Origin of the sequence: Halocatena salina (assembly GCF_023115355.1) — an archaeon.
GTDB classification, from domain to species: domain Archaea; phylum Halobacteriota; class Halobacteria; order Halobacteriales; family Haloarculaceae; genus Halocatena; species Halocatena salina.
The window spans coordinates 428,426-442,331 of record NZ_CP096020.1 but is presented as its reverse complement, the minus strand read 5'-3'; the positions used below and the strand labels follow the sequence as shown (position 1 = coordinate 442,331).

11 protein-coding genes are annotated in these 13,906 nt (G+C 60.9%); 5 read left to right on the top strand and 6 right to left on the bottom strand.

The genetic code is table 11. The features are described from left to right. Window positions 1-13: 13 nt before the first annotated feature. The 3 genes from MW046_RS14825 to MW046_RS14815 are packed head-to-tail and all read right to left on the bottom strand — an operon-like array spanning window position 14 to window position 3,838. Window positions 14-1,003 carry an ABC transporter permease gene (locus tag MW046_RS14825; RefSeq protein ID WP_247994936.1) on the bottom strand — a complete coding sequence of 330 codons (990 nt, stop codon included), beginning with the start codon at window positions 1,001-1,003 and terminating at the stop codon, window positions 14-16. Then, entirely contained in the window at window positions 996-2,015 is a 1,020-nt protein-coding gene (locus MW046_RS14820; RefSeq protein WP_282190234.1) for an ABC transporter permease, read from the bottom strand. The genes MW046_RS14825 and MW046_RS14820 overlap by 8 nt, the downstream gene beginning before the upstream one ends. Before the next feature lie 5 nt (window positions 2,016-2,020). Continuing rightward, window positions 2,021-3,838, bottom strand: coding sequence for an ABC transporter substrate-binding protein (locus MW046_RS14815; RefSeq protein ID WP_247994935.1), 1,818 nt, complete (start codon window positions 3,836-3,838; stop codon window positions 2,021-2,023). 119 nt (window positions 3,839-3,957) lie between these two features. Here MW046_RS14815 and MW046_RS14810 point away from each other — a divergent pair, with 119 nt between their 5' ends. From MW046_RS14810 to MW046_RS14800, 3 genes are read left to right on the top strand one after another with little or no spacing between them, the layout of a single operon-like run. Continuing rightward, the gene (locus MW046_RS14810) at window positions 3,958-4,179 is read left to right on the top strand and encodes a hypothetical protein (protein ID WP_247994934.1); all 222 of its coding nucleotides are present in this window, start codon (window positions 3,958-3,960) and stop codon (window positions 4,177-4,179) included. A gap of 51 nt (window positions 4,180-4,230) precedes the next feature. Then, window positions 4,231-4,659 carry an oligogalacturonate lyase family protein gene (locus MW046_RS14805; protein ID WP_247994933.1) on the top strand — a complete coding sequence of 143 codons (429 nt, stop codon included), beginning with the start codon at window positions 4,231-4,233 and terminating at the stop codon, window positions 4,657-4,659. Between the two features lie 2 nt (window positions 4,660-4,661). After that, on the top strand, window positions 4,662-5,387 hold the full coding sequence (locus tag MW046_RS14800; protein ID WP_247994932.1) for an oligogalacturonate lyase family protein: 726 nt from the start codon (window positions 4,662-4,664) through the stop codon (window positions 5,385-5,387). Window positions 5,388-5,405: 18 nt separating this feature from the next. On the opposite strand, the gene MW046_RS14795 is transcribed toward MW046_RS14800, so the two are convergent. Further along, complete coding sequence (locus tag MW046_RS14795) at window positions 5,406-7,397, bottom strand: beta-galactosidase (protein WP_247994931.1); 1,992 nt, start codon at window positions 7,395-7,397, stop codon at window positions 5,406-5,408. A gap of 102 nt (window positions 7,398-7,499) precedes the next feature. Between MW046_RS14795 and MW046_RS14790 the strand changes: the two genes are divergently transcribed. After that, entirely contained in the window at window positions 7,500-10,187 is a 2,688-nt protein-coding gene (locus MW046_RS14790) for a family 78 glycoside hydrolase catalytic domain (RefSeq protein ID WP_247994930.1), read from the top strand. Window positions 10,188-10,357: 170 nt separating this feature from the next. Here the strand turns inward: MW046_RS14790 and MW046_RS14785 are convergent, their stop codons facing one another. Further along, window positions 10,358-11,572 carry a right-handed parallel beta-helix repeat-containing protein gene (locus MW046_RS14785; RefSeq protein ID WP_247994929.1) on the bottom strand — a complete coding sequence of 405 codons (1,215 nt, stop codon included), beginning with the start codon at window positions 11,570-11,572 and terminating at the stop codon, window positions 10,358-10,360. A 91-nt stretch (window positions 11,573-11,663) separates the two neighbouring features. Further along, window positions 11,664-12,671, bottom strand: coding sequence for a GDSL-type esterase/lipase family protein (locus tag MW046_RS14780; RefSeq protein WP_247994928.1), 1,008 nt, complete (start codon window positions 12,669-12,671; stop codon window positions 11,664-11,666). A gap of 124 nt (window positions 12,672-12,795) precedes the next feature. Between MW046_RS14780 and MW046_RS14775 the strand changes: the two genes are divergently transcribed. Further along, complete coding sequence (locus tag MW046_RS14775) at window positions 12,796-13,830, top strand: zinc-dependent alcohol dehydrogenase (RefSeq protein WP_247994927.1); 1,035 nt, start codon at window positions 12,796-12,798, stop codon at window positions 13,828-13,830. Window positions 13,831-13,906: the final 76 nt, after the last annotated feature.

Here is a 13,906-nt window from a genome sequence, read left to right as displayed (position 1 = left end):
TCCTGTTCAGTGTTCATCCCGTCACCTCTTCTTCGTCGATCGTCTCCGCGTGGCGTGCCTGGAGTCGCACGTTGAAGATAGCGTCCATCGCTTGTGAAAGCAGAACGAACGCGAACGACATCAATATGATGGTAATCATCGGAAACACGAGCCACGGAAGCAGCTCTGACCTGGTCAGTGCGTTTTCCTGATAGGCGAGATTCATGAGCACACCCCAGTTGTACGTCGTGAACGGGAGAATGCCCAGAAAGTACAGCGACACCGACTCGAAGATGACGCGTCGGGACGTCAGTGACGCGTTGACGAGGATAAACGGCATGAGTTGGCCAGCCACGTCCCGGCGGAGTATCGACGGCGTCGGGAGTCCCATGATCTGTGACGCCTCGACGTAGCTCTCTTCGCGGATACTGAGCACTTGCGATCGGACCGTCCGGGCGAGACCGGGCCACATGTCGACGCCGAGGAAGACGCCGACGACGTAGGGATTCGTCGGTTGAAAGATCGCCGTGATAACGATGATGAGCGGTAACCCCGGAATCGTGATGATGATGTCCGCCAGCATCATGAGCACCGCATCGATCGCGGTTCCTCGCATGAACCCCGAAAGCAGACCGACGACTGCCGCCACGCCGACGGCGACGACGGCCCCTGCGAAGATCATCCTGAACATGTCCGGCGTCGCGTAGATGATCTGATCGAGGATCGATCGTCCGTAGAGGTCAGTCCCCAAGGGATACGCCAGCTCCTGAAACGGTCCTTGCAGTTTAGGGTAGTCGCCCGATGACGGTTTCGTGGCCAGCCAGACGCCGACCGTCCCCATGAGACCGTACAACAGGAGGATCGTCCCTGCCACGACAGCGCGCCAGTCGTGGAGAGCGATCCGGAGCGGGGCGAGCACCGTCAGATCAAGCGTTCGTTTCAGTCGCGCCGACCGAGACGGTGGCTCCCGCTCGGTGTCGTCGTCGAACAGTTCTTCGAAATCGAGTTCGTCAGTCTCAGTCATTCGAGTCACCCGTCGAGATGCGTGGGTCGATGTAACCGTAGGTGAGATCGGCGATGTAGATGGCGAGCAGCGTGATCGTCGTGAACACGAGCAGCGTCCCCATCAACACGGGGTAATCGTGTAAGAGCACAGCGTCGTACAGCAGCTTGCCCATCCCGTTGTACGCGAAGATCTCTTCGACGACGACCGTGCTCGACAGCACACCGGCGATCCCGATCATGAACTGGGTGTACAACGGTAGGACCGAGTTCCGTCCGACGTACTGCATCGCGACGCGAGAGCGCCGCAGTCCGCGAAGCTCCGCGACTCGAACGTAGTCGTCGCCGAGCACTCGGATCGCGTTGCCCCGCATGGTGAGCGCACCCCCCGTCGCAAGAATTCCCATCGATACTACCGGAAGCGTGGCGTGCCAGACGACGCTTCCCATGAACTCCAGCGTAAAGCCGGGATCGACGAACGTCCCATACCGACCGTCGATCGGAAAAAGGGAGTATTCGATGCCCAACACGTACACGAGGACGATCGCAAAGATGTAGTATGGGACCGAATTGAGGAAGATCACGCCGATCGAAGAAACCGAATCGAACAGCGAACGTTCCTTGTAGGCCATCGCTGCGCCGAGAAACAGACTCACCGTATAGCCCAGCGCGAGCGCGTACACGCCGATGAACATGGTCCAGGGAACGCTCTGGAGTATCAGGTCCAACACCGGTTCGCCCTGGTAGATCGAGGTTCCCATGTCCCCCTGGACGATCAGTGAGTGGAGATAGTCGTAGTACTGGACGTGAAGCGGTTTGTCCGGGTTGACGTTGGCGTAATGTTCGACCATCTGATTGAGGAGATTGAGATCCACGGATCCCCCAACCTGTCCTGACTCGGCGAGGATCATCGCGCGCATCGCCTCGGCCGGTCCACCCGGCATCGATTGGTACAGTACGAACGTGAACGTCACCGTCACGAAGAACGTGAGGATCATCTGGCCCGTACGTTTTAAAACGTATCGTGGATGCATGGCTATTACTTGGCGCGGTCGATCCAACAGTGCATGAGTGCAGTTTCACCGGGTCGATCCATATCGAGTTTGACGTTCTCTTCGTCCCCCGAGGGAAAATCATACGCCTTGACGTCGCCCCACGAACCGTTGCGTTCCTCGATCCACGTCAAGTTGGGCAGATCGAAGTTAAACCACTGGACGAGCGTCCGGGTTATCTCTTTGACTTCTTTCTGGGAGCTCGCTACCGGGAGATCAGTCATGAGCTGAGCCGGCTCGATAGTGACGCTATCGCCGTCGGTCGTCTCGGCACCCACCTCCGAAGGAATTTCGAGTTCGAAGGGGATACCGGTCACCCCCGTTTCCGAGTCACTGTTCGGATCACCGACCTCAACACCGTAGAAGTCGTTCGAGAAGTACGACGTCGGATGCCACAGGGCGGCCGCGACGTGCCAGATCCACCACATATCGTGGTCGTACTGCTCCAATCTCTGGTAGTAGTCAGTCGATCCGACGGTCGTCACGTCCATTCCGAAGCCGAACGATTCGAGTTGATCGCTGACTACGACGCCTGTCGACGACTGGAACTGACCGTCGTTGGTCAGGAAGGTGAACTCGACGGGATTGCCGTTCTCGTCGAGCACCGTCCCGTTTTCGCGGGTGTACCCGGCCTTTTCTAGTTGCTCCACAGCGCCCGCCTCGTCGGCTTCGATGGGATACTCGATCAACTGGTCGACCCATCCCTTGCCGAGATACTTCTCATGGATCGACGACCGGATGCCAGTCTGTAACGCCGGAGGCTTGCCCACGAGTCCAGCCTCTACTGCGGCATCAACCATCGGATGTAGATCCAGCGCGTGGGTGATCGCCCGTCGAACCGGACGCTTGGCCAGATGCTCGTTCTCCCAATTGAACGTTATTTTTTGCATTCTGAACCAGTCTATCTCCTTCCAGTTCTGGAGGTTGTCCGGGTAGTCGTCCCGGTCGACCTCACCGATCAGCCCTTCCGGATACATGTCGAGTTCGTTGTTGACTTCCATGGCGCGGATGTTCTCCGTCGCCAGTTCCGAGACGAGACGCACTTGTTTGACGTTCGTTTGCTCTGCGAGCGGATGATCCTCATACAGCTCAAAAGCAGTGTCGTTGTCGCTCCAATCGACCACCTTGTACGGACCGTTCCCGAGCCCCTCCTCGGAGAGCTGGTCGATCGGGATCTGCATGTTCCGGAGATCGTCGAGGACACCGTCGCGTTCCTTTTGGGTCGTGGCGTCTTGAAGTCGTTCGAGGTATTCCTTGTAGATCCAACGCGGGGTGGTCAGCTTCCCGAAGGTCTGATCCGTGAGATCCGCCCGCATCAGATCCGAGGAGACGTTTCCTTTGAACGTCCGTTCGATCGTGTAGTCGTCGACCAGAACGTTATCCTTGATGTGCGACGCTTCGGGATCTTGTAACCGTCTGATCTCTAGATACGTCCAGTAGTCCTCGGCCGTGAGATCATCACCGCTCCACCACGAGTAGTCTTCGGGGAACTCGATCACGAGCGTGTTCCCGTCTGTCGAAAGCGAGGTGGGTAGATCCGGCCAGACGTTTCCCGTGATGTCCCCTTTGGCGATGTAATGATGAGTTTGGTCTTGGAGACTGTGGGCGAAGTTCGACTGTCTGAAGATGTTGAATTGCACCTCAGTCGGTGACCGACCGAAGGCGTACACGAACGCCTCGCTATCGCTTCCGCTGCCACCCAGACAGCCCGCAATCCCCGCGATCCCGACTGCGCCCGCCGCAGCCATGAACTCTCTTCGATGAAGCCTCTCTCCGCCCCCTGCGTTCCGGTGTTGGAATGTCATAGACTATCGTCCATCAATGCTCATGTTGATGCCACCATAAATCCTTTCATTGAACACATCTCTCCCAATCTCGATCGAGAGATCGAAAAGTTTGCAACCACGGCGATGAACACAGGGGTATGGACCGCGACCGGGCAGTTACGGCGCTCTGTCGATCCGCACGCGGATTACAGTTCGTGTTAGTCGTTTCTCTCGTTTCGATCGCTGTGTTGCTCGCCTCGCTCCGCGTCGTGGATCCCGGCTCGGCGACGTACGTCATTACGATGGTCCAACTGATTACGTTCGTGGGGCTGTTCGCTATCACGGGAGCCGCGTTAACGATCTGTGTCCGCTGGAGCTAGACCGCCGTTCGGTGGCTAGCTTTTTGTGGTTTCGTCGTGAGCTTCACCCCGATGGGAACCGATCGACAGCAAGGTCCCGATGCTGGCCGTGTGCTGGCTCCGGAACGGGAGACCTACCGCGATCCACGAACGAACGCCCGTGTAACGCGACTGACCAGCGATCCCGAGGCCGACAGTCGCCACCTCTATTTCACCGAAAACGGCTGGTACGACGACCAGCTCCTCGTTCGTTCGAATCGGGACGGAAACGACGATCTGTACGCCGTCGATCTCGACGACGGAACGATCACGCAGCTGACCGACCTGCCAAGAGCTATCAGCGGCGTCACGAGAGTCGATCGAACGGAGACGGCCGTGTTCTGGCACGACAACAGCCTCTTCGCGCTCGATCTCGGATCGCTCGCGGTGACCGCGCTGTACGACTGTCCAGCGGGATATGAAGGGAGCATCGCGGCCGCACGGCCGACGGGGAGCGTGTAGTGGTGGCGATTTCGGAGCTCGTCGACGTCGATCACGGAGACGATCGAGAAGCGTGGATCGCTGCCCGGAGTGCTGCCGAGCCACACTCACAGGTGCTTTCGATCCCGCTGTCCGGCGGCGATACGACCGTCCACGTCGACGCGAACCGCTGGCTCGGCCACGTCAATGCCTCACCGACCAAACCGGAGCTGGTCACCTACTGCGAGGAAGGGCTGTGGGAGGACGTTGATCGGATCTGGGGGCTGGATCTGGCGACGAACGAAACGTGGCAGATCCGACCGACCGGACCGGAGGAAGCTGTCGGTCACGAATACTGGCTGGCCGACGGCGAGCACGTCGGGTATCACGGCTGGCGCGGGACGCGCGAGAATCCCGACGCGTTTTTCGGTCAAGTTCGGTACGATGGGACGGACGTCCGGGAGAATCCTGCGCCCGACATTTACACCCACTTTCACAGCAACAGCCGAGAACTCGTCGTCGGCGACGGAACGTACCGTGGTGCGCCATACGATCTGCTCTGGGAGTGGAATCCGAACGCCGCTGCGTACGAGACGCCGCGAAAGCTCGCTACCCACGGCTGGAGCGGCGACGACGACGTCCATCCTCACTCCCGTCTGGATCCTACTGACGAGCGGGTAGTGTTCGACAGCTCCCGCAGCGGAACTAGCGACGTGTATCTCGTCGCGGTTCCCGACGATCTCACGGAACTGCCGGCTTTCGAGGCATAACCCGTTCTCTCGGCGTGCTTATGTCTGCTTGCTGACTGCGAGTCCGCCGATCAGATCTCGGTCGGCCACGGCGAGATCGAACGGTTCGAGCGTCGCGTTCCCGACGGCCCATTCGCTGTCGGTTTCGATGTCGACGTGATCGCTCGTGAAGTTCAGCACCCACGTGTGGCCATCGCGCACGGCAGCGCGGACACCGTCGGGCATCCGGGTCGTGTGATCGATTCCGCTGCGCGTGAGCAGCGACGCCACCAGTTCGTCCGCAAGATCCTGTCCGGGCCAGACGCCACAGTAGACGACGTGTCCGTCGCCGACGGCGTTGCGAACGCTCGCCGTGGAGCCCTCGCGTTCGCTGCCGGCGTACTCCACGACTGGATCGGCAGTGTCGGTCTCGATCCGTTCGGCCCACGTCCGAACGGCGTGTTCGGTTCCGTCGTCGTCGACCACGGTTCGTTCGAACTGGTCGGGGACCGTCTCGTAGCGTTCGACCGTCGCGCCGACGAGTGCTGTCAGGGGTCCCGGGGGGGCCACTGGCCGGAGATTGTTCCCCTCGTCTTTGACGCCCGTTCGGGGACCGAGGAGCAACTCCCCACCCCCAGCGACGTACTCGGTCAGGTGGTCGGCAAGATCCTCGGTTGCGATGTGAAGCGTCGGTGCGACGACAGCGCCGTATCCCGAAAGCTCCGCGGTTGGATGAACGACGTCGACTTGTACCCCCCGTGCCCGAAGCGCCCGGTAGAACGATTGGACGAGCGCCCAGTAGTCGAAGTCAGGCGCGTGGGGCTGCTCGGAGAGCGCCCACACGTTCTCATAATCGTGTAACAGCGCGACTGGCGCGTCGACGTTCCCGACATCGAACAGCTCCTCGGCAGCCCGGGCGGCATCGTGATATCCGCGGTCGGGCGACCCATCGCGCCGTCGGAGTCCGGCGTGGTACTGCTCTTGGCCTTCGAGACACCGCCGCCACCGGAAGTAGACGACGGTGTCGGCACCGTGAGCGACGGCATGGTGTGCCCACAGCCGCATCGCGCCCTCCGCGGGTTGGGCGGAGTGTGGTGGCCAGTTGATGTCTCCCGGCTGTTGTTCCATCACCCAGAACGGTCGTCCCAGAACGCCCCGGTGCAGATCGTGGTTGAACGAGATCAGATCCGGATCGCCGGCCTTGAGCTGATCCGGCGGGGTTTGCCCCTCGGTCGCCTGGACGTGTCCGGTGGGGTAGGAGTCCCACGAGAGCAGATCGAGATCATCGGCGATGTCGTACAGATCGATCGCCGGAAACCGATCCATGAAATTGTGCGTGACGAACCAGTCGTCGTACTCACGGAGCAGTTCCGCTTGTAGTCGGTTGTACGCGACGATGCTGTCCGAACAAAACCGGCGGTAGTCGAGCACCATCGATGGGTGGTCCTGTGCCGGCGTCGGAGCGGGCACCGACGCTTGCTCGATGCTGTCGTACTGTTGGCTCCAGAACGTCGTTCCCCACGCGTCGTTGAGCCCTTCGGCGTCGCCGTAGCGCTCTGCTAGCCAGTCACGGAACGCCGCGGTGCAGTCCCCACAGTAACAGCGAGCGGTATCATGACAGCCGTATTCGTTGTCGGTCTGCCAGCCCACGACGTGGGGAACGTCGGCGTATCGACTCGCCATTTCGCGGACGACGCGCTCGGTTTCCGAGCGGTATCTCGGAGAGTTGACGCAGTACTCTCGACGGCTTCCGACCTCTCTGACCGTTCCGTCGCGGTCTGACTGTCGAATTTCGGGATGCTCTTCGAGGAGCCACCGAGGCGGTCCTGCAGTCGGCGTACAGAGGACGACGTTCATCCCGTGGTCGCCGACGAGTGCAACGATCTCGTCCAGCCACTCGAAATCGAACGCGTTGCGCTCGGGTTCGAGTCGTCCCCACGAAAACTCGGCCAGCCGGACGTATTCGAACCCCGCATCGGCCATCTCCTGAACGTCCGTCTCCCATCGCTCCCGGGACCAATGTTCCGGATAGTAACACACACCGATCGACATGGCTTCGTGTTCGCTGCGGGAACAATAAGCGTTGTCGTAGTGTGGTCATCGATTCGCACCAACGGAGAACGGTTTTATCGCCCCCCATCCAACGAGACACCGATGAGCGATCGAGACCGGCCGATCGACCTCAGAACGGAGTACGCACAGGATCCGATCGGCATCGACGAACCGACCCCGACTCTCCGGTGGCGTGTGGCAACCGATCGGCGGGATGCTCGCCAGTCGGCTGTTCGCGTCCTCGTCGCGTCCGCTCCCGACCGGCTCACCCCCAGAGCAGCAGACGTCTGGGATTCGGGCAAACGACGCTCGGAGCGCCCCGCCATCGAGTACGACGGTCCACCGCTTGCCGCTGGCTGCCGGTACTACTGGATCGTCCGGGTGTGGGATGAAGCCGATCGACCCAGCGAGTGGAGCCAGCCAGCAACGTGGGAGATGGGACTCTCTGCGGAGGACTGGGAGGCGTCATGGATACGACGGGCTGGAACTGACCAGAGCAGCCCGTTTTCCTGTTTCAGGCGGTCGGTCGCGGTAACTGGTGTGGTTGAGCGTGCCCGGGTGTACGTCTCTGCCAGTCACCAGTATGTGCTGTCGATCAACGGCGACTCGGTCGACCGGGGACAGGCGTTCGCATATCCCGATTTTCAATACTACAAAGCCCTCGACGTGACGGAGCATCTCGGTTCCGGTGAAAACGTTTTGGGAATCGTACACGCCTATCACGGCGCGGGACAGGGCCGGCCCGCAAGCGAGCCGGGGCTGCTCCTTCAGCTTCGCATCGACTTCGAGGACGGACGATCGACGACCGTGGTGACCGATGACAGCTGGGAAACGACCGCTGGGCCGTGGGTCGACGCGCCGCTTCGCAATGAGGAGATCGCCGAGCCGGTCGAAATCATCGATGGACGACAGCTCTCGCCCGGCTGGGACGAACCGGGCTATGACGTCGACTGGGAGTCGGTCGAGGTCGTCGGTGACCACCCGACCGACCCGTGGGAGCGGCTGGTGGCCCAACGCCGCGAGGTCACCCACGAGACGGTCCATCCTGAATCGGTCGACCGGCTCGATTCCGGATCGATCGTGTTCGACTTTGGACGCGTGTACCCCGGTCGGCCGGTCGTTCGCTTCGACGCGGGAACGGACGGCCACCGCGTCGAGTTGCGCGCCGGCTATCACCGTGACGGCGCAGTGTCCGACACCGACGGCACTCAGGCGACGGATATGCGGTACGCCTACGTTCAGCGCGGTGGTGTACAGGAGTTCCGCCCGTTCAACTACCTTGGCTTTCGTTATCTACAGATCGATGACCCGGGCGAATCGCTTTCTCGTGAGCAGGTGTCGATCGCGGTCTCGCACAACGCGGTTCCGGATCGGCACGCGGCGGCGTTCGACTCCTCGAACCCAGTGCTCGACGACGTGGTCGAGTTAGCCCGCCGTTCCGCGCTGTACGGCTGTCAGGAAGGGTTCGTCGACACCCCGACCCGCGAGAAAGGACAGTTCTTGATGGATGCGTTCAATATCTCTCGGGTGACGACGCTCGCGTTCGGCGAACGACGGCTGAGCCGAGGCGCTATTCGGGAGTTCGTTCGGTCCCACTACCGATATTGGGCAGCGACCGGCCGGCTTAACGCCGTGTATCCGAACGGCGACGGTAAACGGGACATTCCGGAGTTCACCGAGGCGTTCCCGGAGTGGGTGTGGCGCTACTACCAAGTCACCGACGACCGCCGCGTGCTCGAAACGGCCTACCCCGTTGTCCGCGCAGTCGCCGACTACGTCGTCCGACACATCGATCCCGACACCGGATTGGTGATGACTCTCAGCGGTGGTGAGGGTGGGCCGTACGAGGCGGGTATCGTGGACTGGCCGCCCGAGATGCGGTACGGCTACGACCGCGATTGGCCCGCGTTGACGACGGTCAATCTCTTCGGTGTGAATGCTCTGGCGCGGGCGAGAGACATCGCCGTTGCGCTAGACCGCCCCCGTTCCGAACGAGCGTACTTCCAAGATCGCCGCCGACAACTGGAGATGGCCGTCGTCGAGCACCTCCATGACGGCGAGCTGTTCGTTGATGGCTGTGACGCCCACGCGTCCAGCGACCACGCCTCCCAGCACGCCAACGCGCTCGCGCTTGCGACCGGCACTGTTCCCGCGTCGTCGATCGAGACCGTGACCGATCACGTCGTCAACTCGGGAATGCAGATGGGACCGATGATGGTGCCGTGGCTGCTCGAAGCGCTTCAGACCAGCCACCGACCAGCAGCGTTCGTTGAGTTGCTCACCGATTCCACGGCAGACGGCTGGGCCAACATCCTCGAACAGGGCGGGACGTTCACGTGGGAATCGTGGCACTGTGGTGTCGACGCACTTTCCGAGCAGGCCCGTCGAAACCGGAGTGAATCGCACGCGATGGGTGCAACGGTGCTCACCTACGTTTTCCGCGTGTTACTCGGTGTTCGATTCGAGGCCCACGCCGATCGACAGCTCCGCATCCGTCCGCCCGACGCCGGACTCGACGCCGCTTCCGGCCACGTTCCGACCGAATGCGGTGCCGTCCGTGTCTCCTGGGAACGAGATCACGGGATCGATCTCACCGTGACGATCCCGTGGAACACCACTGCGACCGTCGTGGTTCCATCCCGGTCGGACCGCATCGTCATTGATGACACGACCGTCGCTGTCGACCAGCCGAGCACACCAGACTTATCCGGTATCGATGCCGTCCGTGACACTGGTGACGCCGTCGCGGTCGACGTTACTACTGGCACCTACCGAATCATCACTGACTGACCGTCGTGTGTCCGGTATCGCCGGCGTCGTACTACGACCCCGTAGCGTACTCATAGCACGTTTCGGGTCTCAAACTGCCCGCTCGAAACAGCCGATTTTATCCGCCCATACCGGATAAACGATCTAGCTGTTCCGTTCATGAGCCGTCGATCGCCACAGCCGTGTCGCTATCAACAGAACGTGTTGCCGGTGACTTCGGTGGTGGTGGCGTACGTTTCGATGGCGGCCGTGGCGTTGTCACAGAAGTTGTTGTTCAGGATCCTGTTCTCTTCGGTGTCCGGTCCAGTTTCGTAGACGCCGTAGTCGTTGTTGTCGATCTGGAGATTTCGGACCGTGACGTCGCGCGTGTGGGGATGGGCATCGGAACTGCGCGAGTCGATGCGGATCCCTTCGCCCACGTTGCCCGTGATGGTGCCGCCGTCGACGGTCGTGTTCTGCGTGTCTTGAATGAGTGCGCCCGATTCACAGCCCTCGATGTAGACGTTCGAGACGGTGATGCCGTGGCTGCCTGAAACGGTGAACAGCCCACGGCCACAATCGATGGCCCGTAACTCTCCGAGAGAGACGTTCGGACCGCAGTCGTTGGCACACCGGAAGCCGGCGTACCCGCCCCCCTGATCCGCACGCGTGGCGTTTACGGTTCCTACGGTCGCGTCGGTCGTGTCGTTCAACAGCAGTCCACAGCCCCCCGTATCGACCGTCTCCACGGTGCCGATATCGACGCCGTCAACGCCGTACGTCTCGACCGCGTGATGAGCAGCACCCTCGATCGATGCGTATTCGAGACTGAACTGCCGTGTCCGTCCGGACCCACCGCTGTCGTCGACGCGGATCCCCAGACCGATGTCGGTCGTCTCATGCAGCGACATTTCGATGGTGCCAAGCGCCACGTCCGAACAGCTCTTGATCCAGAGCCCATACCGGGGATTGCCCTCGACGCGGAGGTTCTGGATTTCGACCGAGTGGACGTTTTCGGCCTCGAACGGAACGACGAGATCCTCGCCCGTGTCATCGACGAAGATCGTGCCGCTGTGATCGATGACCGTGTAGCTGTCGAGCCTGACGGACTTGAGCGACTCCGTGGCGGTGAACGTTCCGGAGTTTTTGATGAGTACCTTCTCCTTCGTCGTCCGTCCATCGGTGAGACTGTCGACTGCGGCCTGGATCGCGTCCCGGTAGCTTCCCCCCGAATACACCGTCCCGCCGTTCGTAGCGTACCACGTACTACCCGTTTGGTACACTTCGGCGTCGTGACTGCTCGCACTCGCCGTCCCAACGATCCCGGCGAGGAGTCCGGCCCCCCCGAGTAGAACGCGCCGACGCGTAACCGGGGTGGCGGCTGTGTGATCGGTCTCGATACTGGATGGTACGTCATCTCCCACCATACTACATCTATATATTTTATACATTATAAAATTAATTAAATATTTTCGATAATAAATTCAGGGACTATCCGCGGTTGGCTCCATAGGGGTGTCAGCGAACGGCTTCGAGTGTATCGGCGAGGTTTTCGCTCATCCGGATCATCGCGTTGTCGCCCGGGTGGACGAGGTCGGTCGTGAGTCCACCGATGTCGGGTAAGATCTCCGGTCCCTCGAACAGGGAGACGTTGTCGATGTCGGCAACAGTGTCTCTGAGCGCCTGCCGGAACTGTTCACAGCGTTCTCCGTCGACACTCATACGAACGTCCCGTGCGTTCGGATAGATGGTGATACACGCGATCGTCGCATCGGGGTTGGCAGCAGCGATCCTGTCGATCATGTAGGTCGTGCGTTCGCGGAACTCCTCAACCGAAAACCGATCGACCATGTTGACCGACAGCGCGAGCGTCGCTATGTCCCAGTCGTCGCGGGCAGCGATGTGGTCGGCCATCGCTCGATCGCAGTACGCCGTGCCACAGGAGCCGAGATTGATCGGGTCCACACCGAGGCGGCGGGCAGTCTGGTTGACGTAGGTGAGGTGCTCGGCCACCGCGGCTTCTCCCTCCGTGATGGAGGTTCCGTACGCCAGATACCTCTGATCGGGAAGCTCCGCCTCGGTGGGTGGCCGCCTGTCTCCCTCGACACCGTGATAGCAGACGTGGGCTCCCCGGTGTTCGCCGGGGAGTACGAGCCGGCAGACGTGGGGATCGTACGCGAGCGGTTCCCGTTTTTCGGGACGGATGTCCGTGAGCGGTTCCGGAATGGACAGCTCGATGGTCGTCGGTTCGGGTCCGATCACGAACGTCTCAGTGCTCTGGATCGATCCCCAAAACACGCGCACGATGCTCTCCGTGGCGCGGTCGGTTGGGTTCGTCGAGAGCGTTACCGAGACAGAGTCGTCGGGCACGAACCGAAGTTCGACGCCCGCGGGATGAACCATCCTCGTCTGTGCTCCTTCGTTCAACGCCGTTCGAACGCGTTCGGGAACGCGCTGGAGGACCACTCCCTCTTCGACCGCCCGGCACTCGCCTACGTTGTGAAACTCGAGTCTGTCGCGTCGCATACCAGCAGGGCGTGCGCTCCTCTTAAATATTTATCGTACGTAGCGGTTTTCGAACGAACTCCCAAACCCCTTTATAGCTGGTGACCGCACCCCAGTGTACAGCGGTTCATGGAGTTGCTCGTGTATGAAACAGATCGTTCAAACCGGTCCAGAAACCGTAGAGGTACAGCAAGGAAACCGTCCATCGCCCGATCCAAACGAGGTGTTGGTCCGTGTTCACACAGCTGGACTGTGTGGCAGTGACGCCCACGCTTACAGATACGACGGAGGGTACGAATGGATTCCCATTCCGCGGATCATGGGTCATGAATACTCCGGAGAAGTCGTCGCGGTCGGAGATGGGGTGACGAGCGTTTCGACCGGCCAGCGTGTCGTCGAGGAACCGATCCACCACTGTGGCGATTGCTTCCAGTGTGACAACGGTCAAGAAAACGTCTGTCAGAACTTCTCAATCACTGGAATGCACCGGGATGGGGCGTACGCGGAGTACACGGTCGTCGAACCCCAACACCTGCATTCGATTCCCGACGGTGTCGACCTCGGTACAGCGGCGATCACGGAGCCGACCAGTATTGCCGCTCGAGCGGTGTTCGATCGGTCGAGTGTGACGCCCGGCGATACGGTGCTCGTCGAGGGACCCGGTCCCATCGGCTCGCTAATCGCGTGTATCGCCGACTCGATGGGTGCGAACGTGCTCGTCTCCGGTCTCGGGCAGGACACCACGGACCGGCTGCCTCGGTTGGCCTCGATCGATATCGATACGGTCGACGTGGAATCGGAGTCGCTCGAAGAACTGGTCGACGAACGAACCGATGGACTCGGGTTCGATGTCGTCTTCGATACCACCGGCCACCGGAGCGGTATCGAAACAGCTGTCGACGTCACCCGGAAAGGCGGACAGGTCGTCGTCGTCGGGCTGCCCGGCGACCCCAGCTCCCTGTTTATGACGCCCATCGTTCGGAGTGAAATCGAGGTGAACACGTCCTACGGATCGACGTGGACGAACTTCGAACAGGCGCTCCGACTGATGGAAAACGGCGCGATCGATCCAGACAACGTCGTCGATACGTCCTTCTCGGTGTCCGAACCGGCGGCTGCCTTCGAGGCGTTCCTCGATTCGAAAACCATCAAACCTCTATTCAACTTCGACGAGGCGTAATCGTCCCCCATTACCGGATCGTTCCGGTTCCGTTCGTATCGCTTACTACTGCGCTACTGATTACTCACCGCCTCCT